At 33.5% G+C, this 22,764-nt stretch carries 6 protein-coding genes; 4 read left to right on the forward strand and 2 right to left on the reverse strand.

All coding sequences use genetic code 11. The features are described from left to right. Nucleotides 1–158: 158 nt before the first annotated feature. A complete protein-coding gene (locus tag OQ292_RS09470; protein WP_284685818.1) occupies nucleotides 159–2,255 on the reverse strand; it encodes a VWA domain-containing protein in 2,097 nt (698 codons plus the stop codon). A 346-nt stretch (nucleotides 2,256–2,601) separates the two neighbouring features. Between OQ292_RS09470 and OQ292_RS09475 the strand changes: the two genes are divergently transcribed. The 4 genes from OQ292_RS09475 to OQ292_RS09490 all read left to right on the forward strand — a co-directional run bounded on the left by OQ292_RS09475 (nucleotide 2,602) and on the right by OQ292_RS09490 (nucleotide 8,735). Further along, nucleotides 2,602–4,431 carry a DUF885 domain-containing protein gene (locus OQ292_RS09475; RefSeq protein ID WP_284685819.1) on the forward strand — a complete coding sequence of 610 codons (1,830 nt, stop codon included), beginning with the start codon at nucleotides 2,602–2,604 and terminating at the stop codon, nucleotides 4,429–4,431. A 53-nt stretch (nucleotides 4,432–4,484) separates the two neighbouring features. Further along, a complete protein-coding gene (locus tag OQ292_RS09480; protein ID WP_284685820.1) occupies nucleotides 4,485–5,237 on the forward strand; it encodes an SAM hydrolase/SAM-dependent halogenase family protein in 753 nt (250 codons plus the stop codon). A gap of 114 nt (nucleotides 5,238–5,351) precedes the next feature. Then, nucleotides 5,352–5,957, forward strand: a complete 606-nt coding sequence (locus tag OQ292_RS09485) for a DUF2911 domain-containing protein (protein WP_284685821.1) — start codon at nucleotides 5,352–5,354, stop codon at nucleotides 5,955–5,957. 168 nt (nucleotides 5,958–6,125) lie between these two features. Next, the gene (locus OQ292_RS09490) at nucleotides 6,126–8,735 is read left to right on the forward strand and encodes a PIG-L family deacetylase (RefSeq protein WP_284685822.1); all 2,610 of its coding nucleotides are present in this window, start codon (nucleotides 6,126–6,128) and stop codon (nucleotides 8,733–8,735) included. Nucleotides 8,736–8,769: 34 nt separating this feature from the next. Here OQ292_RS09490 and OQ292_RS09495 read toward each other — a convergent pair whose 3' ends face one another. Beyond that, nucleotides 8,770–22,434: an FG-GAP-like repeat-containing protein gene (locus OQ292_RS09495; RefSeq protein ID WP_284685823.1), complete on the reverse strand. Its 13,665-nt coding sequence runs from the start codon at nucleotides 22,432–22,434 to the stop codon at nucleotides 8,770–8,772. Nucleotides 22,435–22,764 lie beyond the last annotated feature (330 nt).

Below are 22,764 nucleotides of genomic sequence, written 5' to 3' on the forward strand. Positions count from 1 at the left end.
TTGTGATTAGACACTACAATTTAACAAATCAAAAACCCCGAAAAAAGCTTTTATTAGCTAATTGCGGGGTTTTATTTTATACATTAATGCATTTAAAACCTTGATTTTCAATCCCTTTTATTTAAAAGGTAAGGCCTAAAGAAAAAGGGAATATAAATTTAGTAAGCTCCTTTTACTTTTCTAATAACCCACTCAACAGTTGCTAAGAGTAGAATTATAGCTAATATCCACTCAATATTTAATATCTCTTGAAATTCTTCTTGACTGTGAATTACATCATGATAATCTTTGGCAACTAGATCATCACCCATCTGATCGATTTCAGAAACATTGTAAAACTGACCACCACTTTGTTTGGCCAGATTTCTTAGTAGGTTAAAGTTGGCAGTAGTGTTCACAGCTTCTATCTCAAGTTTTTTAATGGTAAATTCACCTGAGCTTACCTCTGTCTTTCCTTCAAGTACTGTGCTTGCCTGATATTTATAAATACCATGTTCCAAACCATTTACAGCATAGCGGAAACTGGTATTATTATTTACATAATTATAACTTTTGGTTTCACCATCTTCATTGGTTATCTGTAGATCGATTTTCTGACCAGAAATCTTTTCATAAATATCATTGTAAACTTCAGTTTCAAAGAATACAGTTTCTGAATCAAACAACTCATTAGAAGAAGGGTAAACTCTAAATTTCCTTTTGTCTTCTTTGGTAGATAAATACTGAATAAGCTTACTGATCATATCGTCAAAAGCCTCATTATTTTTGTTAGAAGCAAACTCTTGCAACTTCCACTGCCAAATTCCTTCGCCAAGTAAAACAGCACTTTTTACACCTTCTTGCTCATTTACAACCAGCATAGGCTTATCGGTTACTATACTTCCAACTTTTTGATAAAGAATTACCTCTGAATTACCAGCTAGCTCAAAGTTACCGAAAGGTACAGTAACAGGTGGCGACTTGGCTAAAATGGCTTTTTTCTCATTATCAAAAGTAAATTTAGAAAAGCCTGCATTGTAATCTGGTGTAACACGGTCTGTTTGGCGACCAGTAGTTATAATGCTTAAAGCCTGATTTGCCTGATTAAAATAAGAAACATCGGTCTGGTTGCCTAAAATAAACCATGTAGCAACTCTTCTATCTTGAAACTCTTTTAAGATATTACTACCAATATTTCTGAAATTGGGTACTTGATGAAAAATTACTAAATCGTATTTTTCGTCAGGTTTAAAGTTCTTATCAGCTTCTGGGGAGAGACCAGGTATGTAAATTTCGAACTCATAGTTCTCATTACCCTCAACTATACTGCGTATCGCTTTAATATCTGGATGGGGCGAAGCAGCAACTACTAATATTTTTTCTTTGCTATCTAATACATCAATGTAAATGTTTTTTACATTATTCTGCAATGTAAACTCACCATCTAGTGGTTGTACCTCTATCACATAATGTTGCATACCTTCTTCTTTGCCCTCTGCCAGAAAATCAACATTCTGTATTCCATTATCACTAGAGAAATCAACTTTTTGTCTGTCTAATTCTTTGCCCTGTTGTTTTAAGATAACATTCGCAGATTTGCCAGCAAAACCAGAATTTGCAACTTCTGCTACCAATGGAAATTTATTTCCCAAATAAGCTATTTTGTTAGCAAATACAGTTTTTAGGTTTAAATCTACTTGAGGCATAGTATCACCAATACCCACAGAGAAAACAGGCATGCTATAAGGAGCATATTCAGGAGAAATTCCTTGGTTGTAAATTCCATCTGAAAGTAAAATTACCCCGGCAAGGTTCTTACTTTCGTAGGATACAGATATATCTTTTAATAGTTTACTTAGGTCTGTATTTCTGCTATCGAATTTTAAAGCATCTAGCGAACCTTCTTGTTGGTCATCGTTTAATGCGTGTATTTCAACATCATATTCATTCTCACCTAGCTTAGTAGATAATGCATCTAGTTGTTTTACTGTTTCTTGTAGTTTAACAGAATCTGTTACTAGTGGGATAGATTGAGAGTTATCAACAGCAAGTACTACAACTGGTTTCTCATAAAAGTTTTTTACCTGTTTTACATAAGGTCCTAGTAGAATTAAACAGATAATAAAAACCAATAAAAACCTAAAGCTAGCCAGCATCAGGTTAGTTTTTGTACTCCACGGACTATCTTTTTTATAAAGCAACCAGCTATAAAAAAGTCCTGCAAGTGCACAAATTATAATAAACCAGGGTGAATATTCAGTTAGTATCTGACTCATTAAGCAAAAAAAATTTTCCGTAAGTCGGAATCAAAAAATTATAAAAATACAGCAGAAAAAAATAAAATGATTTACTGTTTTTTAATTTATACAATCGGGATATAACAGATTGCTTATATAGGTTTTATTAACGTTATTTTGATTTAAATAATTTATTTCAATCAAAATAAACTTTTCAGCTATTCGTCATCAATAAATAATAGCTGTATAGCTTTTCTAAATTACGGTAAAAAAATCAGCTATCAAAAGAAATTCCGTTTACTCATTAAGTATACTGGATATAAAAAAGTTTATACTTTCCTTTCAGCTTCAGAACTAAATATTTTACCTGGAAATATATTTTTTAATGAAGAGAAATATTAAAATAATAATTGTAGTAGCTCTTGTAAGTATAGTAAGCTGGGTAATTAATTTAATCTGGTATAAGCCATTTTCTATTGATTTATTTTTTGAGAGAATGTTTGTTGAATTTGGGTTGAGAAATCCCGAATTGCTTACAGACTCTCATGTTTTAGAAAATTATGGTTTTTATAATCATAACAGAGAGCTTAATAATATTTCATTAGAGTACAGGCAAGAGAGTTTTACCAAAATGACTAGGGCATTTGAAATGCTAAGAAGTTATAAAAGAACTAAGCTCGATAAGCATCAATTACTCTCTTACGATATATTAGATTTTTATCTTGAAAAAATCATATTTAAACAGCAGTTTGCTCAGCACGAAATTCCTTTAAATCACATAAATGGAATTCATGCACAAATTCCTTTGCACCTTATTGAGTCTCAGTTTATTAGTGATTTAAAAGATGCAGAAAATTATCTTTCCAGAATATCTAAAATTAGGGAAAAAATTTACCAGTCTATTCAGAATATAATGATCAAATCTGAAGATGATAAACCTCCAAGGTTTGTATTTGATTATATCGTTCAGCAAATAGATTGTTTTTTGGTTACAGATATAGAAAAAAACCTCATTTATCAGGATTTTAAAAACAAGCTTGAGAAGGCGAACCTTATAAATGAAAATGCCCGAACAGAATTACTTTACGAATTAAAGCTTGAAATAGGAGACAATGTATATCCTGCTTTTCATGAGTTAAAACTCAAAATGGAAGTAGAAAGAGAGCATGTGAGTGAAGACGCTGGCATTTGGAGATATGTAGACGGAGATACTTATTATTACACTTTGCTTACAGAAAGTCTCACGATTGATACTTCTATGTTTGATATGGAGATTTGGGCAATGGGAGAAGTTGAAAGATTACATGGAAAAGTTGCAGATATAATTGAGTTTGAAGAGAAAGAGGTTACTGATAATAGTGTAACCGAAATGCTAAATTTATTTTCTGATAAGTATTTAACAGAAAATACTGGTATTAAACATCCTTCAGATACTTTAAATAAAATGCTAAATTCACTATTTGAACAAAATGGTGTTTCACATTTACAGAATACTATTAATGTAAAGGAGAATTTACCTTTTTTTAATAATTATCAAATTTCGCAGTATTATCCTGCAAGTTTGGACAATTACCGAAAAGCATCATTGCTTGTAAGTGATAAACTATTAAAACACTTGCCTGCTTACATGCTAAAAGGTTTGATAATAAGTGAAGTCTTTCCTGGACATCATTTTCAGAAAGAGCTTATAACCAACTCTGAAAGTTTACCGAACATTAGAAAGCAAATAGAGTTTAATGCATTTGCAGAAGGATGGAAGTATTATGTATTAGAAAATGCAGAATCATTACAACTTACTAGTAATAAACTAGAAAAACTTGGATGTTTACAATGGCAATTGTTATTTGCATCTGCGGCTGTAGTTGATTTAAAAATACATCAGAATACTTTTTCTAGAGAAGAAGCTATTAGCTTTATGTTAGAAGTTACAGGTTTGCCCAAGCAAATAATTATAGCAGTTGTTGATAAAACTATAGTTATGCCAGCAAAAGCTCCCGCTTTTTTAGTTGGCTTTCAGGCGTATCAACAATTAAATGATTTTTTACTAGACAAAACTGGAAACAAAAAAGATCGATTTCTACAAAGTTGTAACATAATTAATGATAAGGGAGCAGTTCCTGCAAGGATGTTTTCAGAGGTGAAGAAAGAGTTATCTTTAGTGTTTACAAAAGCTGATGACAAAATAGTAGCAGAAAAAGAACTTGTAGAAGAATAGGAATGTATTTATTTTTTTATTTTCGTTGTGGAATTTTTGGGTAATTTATGCCAATGCTTACTTTTTTATCTGATTTTGGGTTGTATGAGCACTATGTAGCTGTTGTTAAAGCAAAGATTTTATCTGTGCTTCCTCAACAACCTATTATCGATATTTCTCACCAAGTACAACTGGGTAATATTGTACAGGCAGCCTATTTATTAAAATCCATTTATTCAGAATTACCCGAAGGTAGTGTTCATTTGGTAGCTGTTGGAAGTGCCTATAATAACAGCCATTTATTGATAGAATATAAAAAGCAGTATTTTATTGGTCCTGATAATGGCATATTTAGTTTATGCTTTGAAAATGAAGAGGATGTTACTTGTTACCAGATTGGTAACGACCTACCCGATAGTTTTCCTGTTAAGAATATTTATTCTGATGTAGCTTTATCTCTGCTAAAGGGAGAGAATATTAAATATCCTGAATGTGATGACTACCAAAGAAAAATAACCCGTGAACCAGTTTGTTATCAAGCAGAAATAACTGGGCATGTTGTTTATGTAGAGCAAAACGGAAATCTTATAACCAATATTGATAAAGCTTTCTTTTTAGAAAAAACTGAAGGTAAAAAGTATTCTATCCGCTTTGAATACGAAAAGTTTAATGAGCTATCAACAGGTTATAATGATGCTGAATATGGTGATTGTATAGTGTTTTTTAATAGCAACGATTTATTAGAAATAGCTATAAACCACGGAAATGCCTCTCAACTTTTAGGAATGAAATACGATAGCCCCATAAATATTGTGCTAAACGACTAGATCCTTATAGTTTGTAAATCAGTATTTTAACACTTTTTTAACAAAAGTTTTTTTAGATTAAATGTATGTTTGTACAGATATACAAACCCGTTTAATTTTTTAAGGAAATTTTTTATGAAAAGATCAAAACTACTTTTTACATTAACAGTATTTGTTTTTTCAGCTATTACTACAAATCTTTTTGCACAAATGCAGAGACCTGCTCCAAGTCCGGCAGCAAGTGTGTCTCAAGTAGTAGGCTTTACAAAAATCACTATCGATTACTCTTCACCGGCAGTAAAAGGCAGAAAAGTTTTTGGTGAACTTGAGCCATATGGTAAAACATGGAGAGCAGGAGCAAATGGAGCAACAACAATCAATTTTAGCACTGGTGTAAAAATTGGAGATCAGACTTTAAGACCAGGAACTTATTCAATATTTATTACTCCACAAGAAAGCGGACCTTGGACTGTTCATTTTAACAAAGATGCTAAGGCTGTTTTTGCTTATATGGCAGATGGTAAAATTGATGAAGCGGCTTTAGCAAAAGATGATGCTGTTGCTGTAAAAGTTGAGCCTGCAGTACTTGATCATTCAATGGAAAGATTAATGTACATGATTTCTGCTGAAGATAACAAAACTGCTAAAGTTATTATGGTTTGGGACAAAACGATGATTTCAGTAGATGTTGATACAATGGTAGACGACACACTTAAAAGTATAGAAGGCATTTTTAAATAATAATTTTTCCCTTCTTGATAAATATAAAATAGTGGTCTGTTAATTTAGGATCACTATTTTTTTTACTCCTGATTCAATAATTAAACTTTAGTAAGTAAATTACTAATTGTTTATGTCATTTTTTGCTTGCTAATTTTTTTAATCAGACAAGCACCAGTTTCTACACTTATGAAAATACCAGTTAAAGAATTGCAACAAAGTAGTTCAATCAATTTAAAATTATTACTGTATAAACTAAAACTACCATCATTAAACTTATTGGTTGTTTTATTAGCTATCACTTTATTTAATAGTAATGCCTTTGCTCAGGCTGGCCCTGAAAGACAACTTACCGCATCTGAAATTAAGCTGGCTCTTAAGAAAGTTCAGGTTTTAGGTAGTGTGTTGTATATGGCAGCCCATCCAGATGATGAAAATACCCGAATGATCACTTATATGGCTAATGAGAGAGGTGTCCGTACAGCTTACCTTTCTTTAACAAGAGGTGATGGAGGACAAAACCTTATTGGTAAAGAAGTGAGAGAGCAAATGGGTTTAATAAGGACTCAGGAATTGCTTGCTGCTAGAAGAACCGATGGAGGAGAGCAGTTTTTCTCAAGGGCAAATGATTTTGGATTTTCTAAACATCCAGATGAAACTCTTCAAATCTGGGATAAAGAAAAAGTGCTTGGCGATGCAGTTTGGGTAATTAGAAATTTTCAGCCAGATGTAATTATTACTCGCTTTTCACCCTACAGAGATGGTAAAACACATGGCCATCATACAACTTCTGCAAAAATTGCATTAGAAGCATTTACTGTGGCAGCCGATAAAGAGAAATATAAAGATCAATTAAAGTATACTTCTCCTTGGCAAGCTGAGAGAATAGCATGGAATACTTCAAGTTGGTTTTTTAGAGATAACAAGGATTACGATATTTCTAAATTACTTACTGTTGATTTAGGTGTTTACAATCCTCTGTTAGGAAAATCTTATGGAGAAATAGCAGCCGAGAGTAGAACAATGCATAAAAGTCAGGGTTTTGGTTCTGCAAAATCTAGAGGAGGGAGCATAGAATATTTAGAGCATTTGGCAGGAGATAGTGCAACGGTAGATATTCTGGAAGATATTGATCTTACTTGGAATAGAGTTCCCGGTAGCGAAAAGCTAAGCGCATTATTGAAAAAAGCAGATACTGAGTTTGACGTGTTAAAGCCTGAAAATTCAGTTCCTGTTTTACTTGAAGCTTATAAAGAAATTGAAAAACTGCCTCAGGATAATCATTATGTGAAATTAAAGAAAAAAGAACTTGAAGACTTAATTATTCAATGTTCGGGAATCTGGATAGATGCTGGCAGTCAAACTTATATGGTGAGTCCTGGTGATAGTTTATATGTAGAGGCGAGGTTAGTTAAAAGAGCAGAAAGTGTTGAAGTGAAGATAAAAGAAGTTGATTTTCAATTTGACAAACAAGAAGCTGACAGTTTGTTGCCAGAAAATAAATTGGTAGAATATAAAGGTGCATTAGTAGTGCCGAAAGATTTGCCATATTCACAACCATATTGGTTAGTAGAAAAACCAGAAAAGGGAATGTTTGTGGTGAACGATCAAAAGTTAATTGGCAAGCCAGAAAATGGAGCAGAGATTAATACTTATGTAACTCTTGAGTTTGTTGATGGAGTTAATATTAAGGTAGAAACACCTGTAATGTATAGAAGAGTAGACCCCGTTGATGGCGAAGTTTATAGACCTTTGGCTATTGTTCCGCCAGTTACCAATACTATTACAGAACAGGTTTTTATCTATGCAAACAATCAGGCAAAACCTGTAAATGTGGTATTAAAAGCTAGTAAAGCTGATGTTTCGGGTAAACTCAAACTCGATTTGCCAACTGGTTGGGAATCTGAACCTGCTTTTTATGATTTTAAACTCGACAAAAAGTTTGAAGAGCAGAATTATACTTTTATGGTGAAGCCGATAGTAGAATCTGCAGAAGGTACAGTAAAAGCAGTATCGATAATTGATGGTAAAGAGTATGGCTTAGGTTTAAAAGTAATTGACTACCCACATATACCTGTTCAAACTTTATTACCTGAAGCAGAAGCCAAATTGGTTAAAATCAATATTAGTAAAACAGGTAACAGAATCGGTTATGTAATGGGAGCGGGGGATGCAGTTCCTGAAGCACTAAGACAAATAGGTTTCGAAGTAGATTTATTAGAAGACAAAGATTTTGTACCTACTACACTCGCTCAATACGATGCTATAATTATGGGTGTAAGAGCTTATAATACTGTGGATAGGTTAAAGTTTCATCAGTCGAAATTGATGGATTATGTTGAAAATGGAGGCAATCTAATAGTTCAATATAATACTTCAAGACGATTATTATTAGATGACCTTGGCCCATATAAACTAAAGGTTTCTAATGATAGAGTAACAGTTGAAGAAGCAGAAGTTAAAATATTAAAACCGAATAGTGAGATATTAAACTTTCCGAATAAGATTACTAAAGAAGATTTTGACGGTTGGGTGCAGGAAAGAGGTTTGTATTTCCCGAATGAGTGGGATGATAAATATGAAGCAATTTTATCAATGCACGATCCGGGTGAGGATGTTAAAAATGGAAGTTTGTTAGCAACTAAATATGGCAAAGGAACTTACATTTATACTGGTTTATCATTCTTTAGGGAGTTGCCTGCTGGGGTTCCCGGAGCTTATAGGCTTTTGGTAAACTTGATTGCATATGGCAAAAGTGAAGAGATGAATTTGAAACAAGAAACTGGTCAAGAAAAATGATAAAAAAAAGTGGGATTTTAAAATCCCGCTTTTTTTATTTCTTCACAAATCGCTTAACTGCTTTTCCTTTATCTGTCTCTAAGAACACTAAATAAATTCCTCTCGGAATATCTTGGATATCTATTTCAACCTCATTACTACTTGAAAAATCTTCAGTTAAAACTGGTTCACCTGCTATATTGTAAATATCTACTTTGAGATATTTATACTGATTCTCACCAGTTTGCAAGATGATTTTATCTGTTGCTGGGTTCGGGAATAATGTAATTTCCTGAGAAATAGCTTCGTCAATTAGAGCTGTAACCACAAAAGATATTTCTTCTGAGAAACCTTCGCAGCTAAAACTGTTTTCATATGAAGCTTTATATAAGCCAGATTCATAGAAGTTTAAAATACTGTCACTCTCATTTTCTATTAAATTTCCATTTAAATACCATCTATAAATACCCTCTGATGAATTGCTGCTTGCAATCAATGTAGTACTGTCGGCCATAGAAATGGAAACTTCCGGAGTTGGTACTGTACCAATATTGATCGCATTAGAGAATGTAGAACAACCATCTGGGTCAGTAACAATTAGCCTGTAAGTACCAGGTTCCACTGCTGTGTATTTATAAGAATTTGCCAATACAAGTTCTTGTCCATCTTTTCTCCACTTGTATGTTCTGCCATCAACCTCTTCACCAGATAGTTCCACATAAATATTTTTGTTTTCACAAACTGTAGTGTCAAATTGAGTTTGGATGCTAATCGAAGGCAAGCTCTCACACGCCACGAAAACATTGATGGTTTTTTGACGAATCTCTAAATCAGGAATGATGTTACTGAAAACTTTAGCAGAGTACGAACCAGCATCTTCTAAACTTAAAGAAGCAAAATCCATCAAAGCTGAAGTACTTGTGTCTATTGCTACACCATCTTTTTCCCATATATAGAAATTATTTGAACCTCCAGTAGTCATATCAATACTGAATGGATTACCAGTTGCTACAAACTCATCCACAAAAGTTTCAGATTTTTTCTGAGGAGAATAGTATAAGTTATAATTAATACTAGAGTAATCTAATGGTTCAATATCTTCAAAAGTGAGATAATTGTTATAGATGAGCATTAATTCCAATGAAATTAGTTGGCTTACATCAAAATCTATTGATGTGAGTTTGTTGTCGCTTAAGTCTAGTTCTTTTAAAGCAGAAAGTAAATCTAAGTTTCCACTAATAGATTCTATCAGATTGTTAGAAAGGTTAAGCTTTTCAAGTTTTGTGAGTTGAGATATGTTGCTAATAAAACTAGTTATATTGTTATTGCTAACATTTAAAACCTTGAGTTCACTTAAATTTCCTAAGCTCTCTGGTAGAGAAGAAAATTCATTTTCCTGTAAAAACAGATATTGAAGTTTAGTTAGGTTCTCAATGCTTACAGGAATTGATGTAAAGTTATTTCGAGCTAGCCAAAGTGTAGTTAATTCTGTGAGGTTACCAAGAGATTCTGGTACTGCACCTTCCAAATTATTTTGATCTAAATCTAGATATGTAAGATTAATGAGGTCTCCAATTTCATCTGGAATTTCACCTGTTAAGTTATTATTGAATAAATCCAACGTTTTTAATTCAGTTAGTTTGCCTATATCAGCACTCAAACTTCCTTCTAAACCTAAACCACCCAAATGAATTTCTACCACATGGTTGTTTTCTTCTGTTACTCCCGGCCAAGTAGAAGCAGGTGTATTTACATAAAACTCTTCAGCAGGTTCACCAGTTAGTATTTCATTCATTACGCTAAGTAGTGCAACAGAATCTTGCACATCCATCACATTAACCACCTTTAAATAAGATGACTTGCTGTAAAGAGTTAAGTCTGGTAACAAACTGCTATTGATCTGGCAAATATAAAGACCTTCGTCCCACTTGTCTGGTAAGGTAAAAGTGAGTGTATTATTAGTTTCGTTTGCGATTAGCTCACCATTTTTTAACCACTGATAAGTCTCATTTGTAGTATTTTGCTCCACAGCTAATTCATATGGTGTATTGCTATATGCAAAGAGTGTATCCACACCCGATGGATTATTTTGTGAGATATAATTGTATTGAGTAAATGAAGTACTGAATGCTTCTAAATACTGGAACGTGAGCTTATTACTACTCAAATCAAGTGTATCTAAACCAGTTAGTGCTAAGATTGGAGCTGTAATTAGGCTATCCAGACTCATACTTGATAAATCCAGTGTTTTAACTCTTCCACCTCTTACAGAAACACCTTCCCAAGTTTTCACCTGATCATTAAAATTCCAATTAGGTTTTGGGTTTAAGCCACTATAAAGTTCTACTAGAGCAACAGAATCTGAGTTACTAAGTGGTAACTCTTGGATGTAAATCGTGAAGTTTTTATCTAAAATACCACCTTTATCATCTGTACTTCTTATAGTGATATTGTAAAAAGCATTATCGATAAAGTAAAGAGTTTTGTTTACTTGTAGTTGATTATCGACAATTGTAAACGCAGTAGAATCCGTAGCACTTGTTAAATTAACCAGACTGTAAGTATGGGTATCAGTAATATCTAAGTCTTCTGTAGAAAGAAGCCCAACAACAAAACCTAGGTCTAATGCTTCAGAAATAGTGGTGTTGGTAATAGAAATATTTGATGGATTATTGTTACTTGTAGAAACATCTCCTTTTAATGGATCGTGAGCACGATAATTAATACTGGTTCCACTTCCATTATAAGCAATAACAGCAAAAGTGTAAGTGGTATTTATATTAAGGTTGAAAGCTTCAAAAGTTGTTTCAGTAGAAGACTGTAATACAATCCAATCGTTTAGTAAATCGCCATTTGTATAAGAGAAACCATCACTCAAGTCTAAAGAAGCATTGGCAACACTGGTATATAAAACCAAGTAACCATCTGCACCAGTAGAAGCAGCAGTAAAACTACCATTTACATAAGATGAACTAATGGTGTTAAAAGTAAGATTAGTTGCTTGCGATAATGGTTGCTGTGCAGGTGTAGTTACCTCAACAGTAAGTGGTTGTGATTCTAGATAATTGGTGTTTTCGCCTGAACCATTATAGATATAAATATCATAATAATAAGTTGTTAAAGGTTCTAGGCCAGTTTCTGTGAAGTAAATAGTTGTGCCATTAAAACTCACAACTTGAGCCCCTATATTTTCACCTACTGTATATGCTGTTCCATCAACTGGCACTTCTTGAGTACCTTGGCGTCTAACTACTATGTAGCTATCTTCAGTTTGTACACTAGGTAAAAATGAGAATGTAATAGTGTCTTCTACAACTTCAGTAAACGTGAGACCCGTAGGTGGGCTAATTGGTTCTTCAGAAAGTGTTTCAAATAATATAATGTTTTCTAAAGAGGTAGTGTCATTTAAATAGGTAACTATTGAATTTAACTCATTGTATTCAATTACAGCTATATGATATTTTGTAGCAGGTAATAAACCAGAAATATCAATCGTATTGGCAGTTCCATTGAGTAAGACATAGGTGCTTGTTCCAATTAAATCACCAGAGCCAAAAGTATTATTTGCTGAGTATGTAGTGAAGTTTTGAGGGAAAGTAAAATCATTGCCATCTTGATAAGCTAAAACTAATCTTCCGTTACCATTTCCATTTACCCAATTGAATGATGCAGTTGTTTCAGATTTACTGGTTATACTCAAGCTACTTGCTTGTAAAGTTGGCGCTTGAATTACAGTAAAATTAAAATCCGCTGAGACTGTACTGCTTGTTCCTGCATCATTTCCTGCTGTTGCCGTTAAAATATAACTGCCCTCAGTTAAAGTATTGGTAGTATAATCAAATATCCAGCTTCCTTCACCATCTGAAGTAGTAGTTCCAATTGAACTTCCATCTAAAAAGACTTCAATTGACATATTTAATTCAGCAGTACCATTAAAAATAAGAGTGGCATCATCAGTAATATTATCACCATAAACTCCTGTGTCATCTGATATGGCAGATACAACTGGTGCTGAAGGAGTAGATGTGTCAATGAGAATATTTGTATTTGCTGAACTACTACTTACATTTCCTGCAGAATCAATTGCAGTAGCTGTAAATAAAATACTTCCATCAGTTAAAGAAGTTGATGTATAATCTAGAGACCAATTGCCAGAAGCATTTGTAACCACAGTATCTATAATTGCTCCATCGAGTTGGATTTCGATAAAGCTGCCTATTTCTGCGGTTCCATTAAATGTTAATGTATTGTCTGAGGTGATAAAATCATTCGCTGTTCCTGTATCATCACTTATTGAAGTGAAAATTGGAGTTTCAGGTGCAGTTTGATCAATTTGTAAAGTAATTATTGTCGATTGAGCACTTTGGTTTTCAGAAGCATCAATGGCAATAGCATGTATTGAATAATTACCTTCTGTTAATGTAATTAGAGTATAATCAAACGACCAGTCACCCAGTTCATCAGTACTAGTACTTCCTGCTAAAGCATTATTGATATAAATTTCTACTGTAGAATTAGCTTCTGAGGTACCATTAAATATTATAGTATTATCATTAGTAATAAAATCTGTATCAATAAAACTATCATTAGTAATGCTGCTTATAACAGGAGCAGAAGGAGGGATGCCATCTACTGTAACTGGTGAAGAGAATTCTGAAGAGTTACCAGAAGCATCGGTCGCCTGAGCTGTAATTTGATGATCGTTTACAAAAGTTCCAGTAAAAGACCAGTTACCAGAAACATCTGCTATAGCCGTACCTAAATAAACTTTGCCTTGTTTTGGAGAGCAAGCATTTAAACTATCTGTGAATACATCAATAATAAATGCAGGTGACGACGTACCACTTATAGTGTTGATATTTGCATATGATATGTTTGGAGCAGATATTTGATTATTACTATTGTTGGTTAAGCTTATACCAGCATCATTACAGTATATTTTATTAAATCTCAGATTATTCTTTTCAGCAGAATTACTACCATCTACAATAATTGCACTACCGTTATATAGTACTCTATTACCGTTACTTGATGAACTTCCTCCAAATGTGTTATCAATACCTGTGATGTAAGCTGCTGAAAGTGTATTTCCAAGGTCGGCACTTAAAGTGTTATTTGTACCAAATATATTTCCTGAAACTGTATTGTTGTTCCCTTCTAGTAAAATGCCATATTCAGTATTACCAGAAATTACATTTGATTCGGCTATTGTAGTTCCTCCAATAATATTGCTGTTAGAATTGATATCTATGTGTATGCCTTTTTTACCGCCGAGTGGATTACTCAGCAACAAGTTAACACCAATTGTATTTCCGTGGAAAGTATTGCTTCCAGAAGATTCGAGGAATATGTTAGCTTCTGTATTACCTGCAATTAAGTTACCGGTGTTAAATGCAGTACCTCCAATTAAAATTCCTGTAGCATTACTGCTTAAATGAATACCATATAGAGCATTGGCATTTTGAGTGCTGCCATCGTCACTTGTTCCAATTCTGTTAGCTGATATTACACCATTATCTGCACCAATAATTTTAACACCTGTATTACAGTTTTGAATATTATTTCCTTTTCCTGCACCACCAATGATAAAACCATCTTGGCCATCTCCATCTATAAAGATTCCAATGTCGAAGTCAAATATGGTGAATCCATAAATGGCTGAGTTTGGTGCTTGAACATGCAAACCATTTGTGGCTGTCATGCTCTGCCCATCGAGTCTGATTCTATCAGTAGCAGACCAACCAGGTTGGCTAGATGCATCTATGGTTGTGGTAGTAGTAATTGTAGGTAAATCTGAATCTAAGGTAATAGTCCATGGAGATGGATCAGGAATATTAAATATGATTGTTTTACCTGAAGTAAGATTGGCATTATCAATTGCCCATCTCAAAGAACCTTTTCCTGAATCATCGGTATTGGTCACTGTATAAGGAGAAATGATTGTTTGATCTCCGCCATCTGTAATTGTACCAGCAATAATATCTCCTCCAGTTAAGAACAAATCTGATACAGTAGGAGCTTTTAAGCTGAAAACTCTTCCCTCAGTTGCATTGTCTTTAACATCAGTAGTGATAAATAAATAATTGGCAGAACCTGATGCTAGTATTGAATTGCTAGCAAGATTAATGAAACTAGCATAACTACCTGATGTGGGAGCTGGAATAGCTTGTAGAAAAGTATCTGTCAGAGTATCTAAAGAACTATTGTCAGAAATGTAAAGTCTCAAGCTATCGATGTCTGTAGTATTATCATAATCTCCACTAGTAAGTAATTGGAGCCCTGTTAAAATAGCATCAGCATTATTTGTGGTTAATCTTACCTGATAAGTAATATGTTTTTGTTGTCCTTGTTTAACGGTTTCTGCTATATTATTACCAGCAATTGTAATAGCAGGTTTAGTCATAGCTGACGATGAAACCCAATCACCATCGTCCATGCTGCTTTCTAAAATTCCATTGTGACTATTTACACTTAAATCTGGTAATTGTGTGCCAGTTGATTGGTCAAAGCGGTAGTATGCTATCAAGTTGCTTTCATTCCCACTTATGCTTTGGAATAGGTCTTGTCTGATTTCAGATTCAGTTCTTGCTTTATTCCATATTTTTAATTCATCGATACTGCCATTAGTAAAGTAGCTATAAGATTTTCCTATGTAAGTGGAAGCGGCTGTGGTTAAATGAGTAGTTGCTGAACTAGTTTCACCGATATTTAACCCATTTAAATAAAGTGTTGCTGTATAACTTACTGCATCATAAGTAGCAGCTATGTGATACCACTTATTTACTTCTAGAGTCATATTTCCAGAAATCTTTGCACTTGTACCTCCCCAGTCAAAAGATGGAATGCCTTCTGTAATTTCTAATAAAAACTCATCATTACTATCGCTGCTACCTTTAGATAAGATTGGGTGTTTTCCAGTAATGTCATTCAGTTTTACCCAAGATTCAATAGTGAATGAAGAGCTAAGACTGATATCACTACCCAATGAAGCATAATCATCTGTTCCATCAAAATCCAAAGTATTTTCTGCAACTGGTGAACCATCGGTTCTTCCTAATGTATAATAGCCTTCTGGTAATATGTTGGTATTAAGGTAAAACTCGATCTGATCGTCAGCAGGTACTACATAAGAACCTTTCACCTTAACTTCTGTGAAATTGGCAGTTAATGAGTTTCTATAGAGTAGTTTATAGTTGTAATTAGGATTAAACGTATCAGGTGAGCCAGCATCAGAAATATCGAAAACGACTTTTAAGTAACCATCAGAATTTCCTTTGTAATCAGATTTAGCAATGTACCAAGATCTTCCCCACCTTAAAGAAACAATACCTTCTAAATAGGTACTTAATGATGTAGTTGGATTACCATCGTGTCCCCAAGTAATTTCATCATTTGCATCTTGTAAATAATCTCCTGCACTAGTACCACTGCTTATAAACATTCCATCAGATGAACTCCAAGTTGGATAAGTATTCGTGATGTAAACTTGGGTATTTATATTAGGCAGTGTTTTTCTAGATGATGGATTGCTAGATGCACTAGTAGTAAGGTAGTTCTCAGTACCTGAAGTGCCATTGTATTCCATTACACTTACATAATATTCTGTCTCGGTGTTTAAGCCAGTTAAAGTAACACTATTTCCTGTGCCATTATAAACTACATAGTTTCCAGAACCTATTTGGTCTCCACTTCCGAATACTGAGTTAGCTGTATATGTATTTTGGTCTGTAGGAGAGCTATCTACAGCAGCAGCTTCTTTAACTAAAACTATTCTATAAGCTCCATTACCATTTTGCCATGAGATTTTATAACTGTTTGATGCAAGAGTAGAAAAGAATAAGTTACTGCTTTGAGTAGTAGGTTCTGTAGCAGGTAAAGTAATGTAATCATTTAATGGATTAAGCTGTAGATAGTTAGTGCTGAGTCCTGATCCATTATAACTATATACTGCATAGTAATAGGTGCTACCCGGAGTAAGTCCGGTATCTGTAAATGTTAAAGCACTTCCAGTATAAATCACTGTATTTCCTGAAATGTCATCTCCAGAAGTATAACTAATACCATCAACTGGGTCTGATGTGGGTCCAGTTCCTCTTATAATGATATAACTTTCAGGAGCTGGTAAAGGAGCACTATAATTAATTATTGTTGAAGTAGGAGATATACTTGTTAATGAAATACCACTTGGCTGAGATGAATGTTCAGTTGCAAGAGTTACTGTATTGTTTGGGTTAGCAGTATTGGTACTTGTTAGATATTTCTCATCACCTGCAGAACCATTATATTCAAATACTTGGAAATAATAAGTAGTTGAAGGTGATAAACCACTAATACTAGTATTATTACCAGAACCATTATAAACTACATAATTACCAGAACCCGCATTTATTTCGGCACCTGAACCAAATGTACTATTTGCTGTATAAGAATATTCATCTGTTGGGCTAGCATCTACATTACTTCCAGATTTTGCTACCACAATTCTACTTGTTCCGTCTCCGTTTGCCCAACTTAAATCTAAAGAGCTACTACCTATATTAGAAAAGGAAATGGAACTTGCCTGTGCACTCGGAGTAATTACTATAGATTCACTGGCTGTTGGTACTGCATCAGTTTTATAGTTGATATCAATACCGGCATTGGTATAAGGATAAATTTCGAAATAGTATGTTTCATTAGCAGTTAAGCCTGAGAAATTATAGCCATTTGTAAAACCTAAGTGACTTACATTCACGGCAACTATATTATCAGACCAGTCTGTGTCATCAGAAACTGGAGTATAATCTGTAATAGTTGGAAATGTACCACTTGAGTTTCTTGCCAAAATCAAATACCCATCAGGATCTTGTGTACCAGATGCATCTAACCAAGTTAAACTTATATCAGAATCGCTTGATTGATCTGCAGAAAAAACACTTACATGTTCTGAGGGCTCTGGGTTACCTGACGACTGAATAATAAACTGAGTTCCGAAATTAATTGGATCAGTTCCTAATTTAGTGCCTCTATCAAAACTAATATCAGTAAAGGAAATAGGTTCAAAACCAATTGAATTATTTATTGTTGCAGCAGCGTTTAGATCAGCAGTTAGCCATAAATATCCACTTGTCCCAATTGAAATAGATTGATTTAGGCCAGTATAAATAAGTGTTTCTCCAGTACCTATTGTTGAAGATAAAGAGCTGCCAATTTGAGAGGCTGAAGTAATATCATTTGTTGTGTTATACCATAATTGAAAACCTGAACTCTCTATATCACTGTTTGAATATGTACCATTCGTTTTAAAAGATAATGATTGAAGAATTGTATTCGATTTGGCAACATCAAACTGTAATTCATAAATAGGGTTTTGAGAAGTTCCTCTGGTTATGTTTGTCTCTGCTATGGATAAATTAGAGATTGTAATTTCAGGTTCTGCATCATTTAAAAATACAGATATTGTATTATCTGTTTCATTTAAAACTGCAATATCTAAGTCATAATCGCTATCTATCGGGAAGGCTGTTGCTACAATAGGGGTGTTACCTGTTGATAAATTATATATTTCTGTGAAGGTTCCATCACCTGCACCTTTTAAAATACCTACTTTATTATCTGCTGATGAAGTGTAAATAATGTCTTGATTTCCATCCCCATCAATATCGTTACAATCGAAGTTGATAACAGCAGAGGCTTCTAGACTGATAGCTGTAGCAAATGCTTCGTTTCCTTTATTTATTTGAACATAAATGCTGTTATTATAATAATTACTATATATCAGATCCAGGTAATTATCATTATTTACATCTTCTAGCATTACTTGGCTAACAATGTTTGTAGATGCTTCATTACTCATCAACACAAGTGAAACAAATCCTTCATCAGTGTTTTTAAAAACTTCTACATCATCGCTACCTCCATAACTTACAAATAAATCGAACTTTCCATCATTATTAATATCTCCTGTTGCGATTCGATATGTATAGGTAGTTCCAGCAGTTACATCTTCAAAATGAGTAAATGAACCGTCGCCTGTTCCTTGATAAACACCAAACATATTGGTTGCAGAGTAAGCAACAGCCAAATCTATGTTTCCATCATTATTGAAATCGGCGCCAGTTAAATCCAGTGGAGTTACTTCGCCTGAAAGACTTAATATATCTTTTAATGAAAAATTTCCATTTCCATCATTGGTGTAGATATGAACTGTATTATCTGATTTGTCTGTTACGGCAATGTCGTTTGCCCCATTATTATCAAAATCAGCAATAAACATAGCTCTTGGGTCATTTCCTAATGAATAAGTATTAGAAACACTAAAGCTTCCATCTCCAAGATTTTCGTAAACACCGAGTTTTTTATCTGCATTATTTATAAAGGCGAGGTCTGGTAAATTATCTCCATTGAAATCGGCAACACTAAAATCAGCAGTAGTATTTACAGTAGAAAAAGAAGAGGTTTCTATAAATTCAGTAGGACCAGTTTCGGTTTTAACTTTGTAATTTGTACTTCCTACACCTGTAAAAATTTCATCGTTTTCACCTCTAATCCCATCACTTACTGTAAGTAATACTTTTTCACCGGCGATAAAATCGTCTCCTGAGGTATTTGGGTCAATTGTGACAACACCGCCTTCTGTGTTGTAATTTCCAGAAATTTTAGTACCAGAAAGACTACCTCTTAAAGTAATTGAAGTTGCATTTGCAGATGAGGGATCTACATTTTTATCAAAAGTAGCTTGTACAGTTTGCTCTCTACCTATATTATAATTGTTTAAGCCAGGAGAGACAGTTGAAAGGTCAATTTTAGGATTTGTATAATAATAGATACCTATTTTGCTATCTCCATTATAAACAACAGCTATATCACTTTTTCCATCATGGTTAAAGTCTGAAATAGTTAAATCTTCTGGAGTATTACCAGTACTCTCTATTAATGTTTGAGTGAAATTTAAACTTCCATCACCAACATGAATACTAAATTGGTTATTGGTAATCTCCGATGTAATTATATCTATGTTGCCATCTCCATTAAAATCTCCGGGTTCTATAGCATATGGAAAGTCGCCTGTAACAAAACTGTTTTTCATATTAAATGTACCATCTCCATTACCTGAGGCGATTGTGAATTTATTGTCAGAAGAGTTTAATACAACAAGGTCTAAGTATGTGTCATTATTAAAGTCTGCTGTAACTATTTCGGTTGGGGCATTTCCTATTGAATAAGTACTATTTAAATAATAGCTTCCATCTTCACTATTTTGTAAATAGATTTTTAGGTTATCGTTAGATGCTTCGAGTGTTGTGGCTATATCTACTTTGTTATCTAGGTTAAAGTCTGCCAAAACAATGTTTGAAACTCCCGAACCTACTCCGTAGAAGGATGGAGAGTCAAAGCCATCGTTAGTTCCATTTCTATATAATACTGCAATTTGAGCTGTACCTGTAACTACTATGTCACTAAATCCATCATCATTTAAATCTGTAGCTTTAATATCCAGTGGGTTAGATAAAGCTTCGAATTGGGTATAAGTCTCAAAATCTGAATGATCAGTTTTTTGTATTAATACTACTATTTTACTCGATGAATAATTAATGCCACATATATCCGAAACTCCGTCATTATTAAAGTCGGTAATAGCAATTTTATCTAAAGAATACGGGATAGAATAGTATACAGGAGATTTAAATCCCGTATTATCATCTTTTCTATATGTAATACCTAATCTACTATTAGCAGAAAAAATAATATCATTTAGGCTATTATCGCTGATATCATCATGAGTAACAGCAACTAAAGAATTATCAGTACTTATGGTTTCATCTTCAGTGTAGGTGTAAGAGCTACTTAATTCGCCACCATTAAATACTGCATAAATAAAAGGACTGCCAGACTTTAAAGAACTTGCTGTTAAACCTGTAGTTTTATTAAACACTGTTACTTCTGAAACAGGAGGAATACCTTCGGGAATTGATATAACTAGTTTCGAATTATCTGCTGCATCAATTGTTGCTTCAATACCTCCAATCCATACTTGGTTATTTGTTACCTCACTATCAAAGTAGTTTCCATAGATGGTAATGATATCTCCTTGAGTAACTTTAGTTTGAGAAAAACTGCTTATTTCGTGAAGATTTTGAGTAGTTACTAAAAAGTTTAAAGGAGAAACTGTATAGTAATTTGTTGCACTGCCAGTACCATTATAAGCAAATATATCATAAGCGTAGGTAGTACCTTGTAATAAAGAATAAGTATCAAGTATTTCGATGTTACTACCAGCATAAATTACTTTTTGGCCAGAATAATCTGTATTTGCTGTATATTCTTGCCCGTCTTCAGGAGGAGTTGTTGGGTCTCCATTTACTCTTCGCAGAACAAGAAAGTTTTCTGGTTTTACAGCTGGCTCTATTAATGTAAAATGTACCTTATTAGTAGATATAAAATCTATGTTGGCTCCTGGAGCTTGATAAGTTGGTTCTAAAGCATTTGCATTATACTCAAAAGCGCCTCTATCTACTGTAGAGTTAGCGATTCTATTGTAGTTTCTTTGATCTGTAGTGGTTGCTTTAGCATTATTACCATTATCAATTGCAGCACTACCAGCGCCTAAAGCATGGGTTGGTGAAAATCCTCCATTATTTTGTAATGCACTTAAATAAAGATTGGTAACATATACTTGATCATTTACACCATAAAGGGCATATGAGTTATCACTTATGGAAGTATAACCACTATTTATAGTACCATATATATATTGTATATCTGCAACTGTATTTGCATTAAAGATGGAATTAATAATAGTAGTATTAGAATTTGTTGAAGCTGATCTAAGCCCTTCATTAGTATTACTAGCAATTGTACAGTTAATGAGTTCTAGACCACCCCAACAAGCAATACCACCAGCATTGCTAGTTGCTATATTGTTACTAATAGTTACATTTTTTAGGTAAGCATTTCCATTGCTACCTATATATATACCACCAGCAAAGGTGGCGTAATTATTAAAAACTGCTGAGTTATTGATATTTAATATATGACTAGCATTTGTGGAACATATACCACCACCAGAAAATGAACCAGTACCATTTGAAGAGTTATCAGAAATGTTTGATTGGTTGATATTAGCTGTACCAAAGTTTCTTATTCCCACTCCGGTACCACTTCCTGAGGTTACAATTTCATTATAAGAAACATTGCAATACTCTAAGTTGAGTGTGCCATAATTTAATATACCAGCACCTGAAGCACTGGTTCCAATATCGTCAACCTTATTATATTTAATATCACAATATTGTAGAGATAGATTTCCATCATTATAAATACCCGCGCCATTACCTGTTCCTGATGATCCTGTAGTGTATCCATCTTTTATAGTAATTCTGGATATGTATACATTAATACCAGTAGAGATATTAAAAACCCTACTTAAGCTATTGCCACTAATTTGAATTTTACTGGTACCTGTACCATTTATAATTACATCTTGAGTAATAGCTAATTCACCAGATGTTAAATAAATCGTACCAGATAAAGTGTTATCAAATACAATAGTATCGCCAACAGCTGCACTACTTATAGCTTTTCTAAGTGAACCAACTCCGGTGTCATTTAGGTTAGTTACTGTAATTACATTTGCTCCAAAAACTTGCAGTGTGGCTGCAAAAGAGAAAAAAATATAAAAAAAGATCAGATATTGCTTTCGGCGAATATTTAGATACCATTCAATTAAATTGAAAAACATATAGCGCTTATTTGATAATGAGTGTTAAAACAACGCCTACCAGCGACCTATATTCATTATCATTTATTAAGCTTTTGAGGAATGTAGGGTAAATGTAATATCAAGCAGCTATTTGCATTATTTGCTAATTGAATTATTCTGAAACTATTTTAGTTTCTGCTTTGATTTGGAATAAGCATTGCTAAGGTAAAAAAATACAATTATTCATTTATTTTATACAATTTTTTATTGTAAGTATTTGAACGTGAATACTTTGAGTTGATAGTAATTTTTAAAATTGAAGATTTTTTAAGATATTAATAAACCCCATATATGAATATTCAACTTATG

This window comes from Chondrinema litorale, assembly GCF_026250525.1.
Taxonomy (GTDB): Bacteria; Bacteroidota; Bacteroidia; order Cytophagales; family Flammeovirgaceae; genus Chondrinema; species Chondrinema litorale.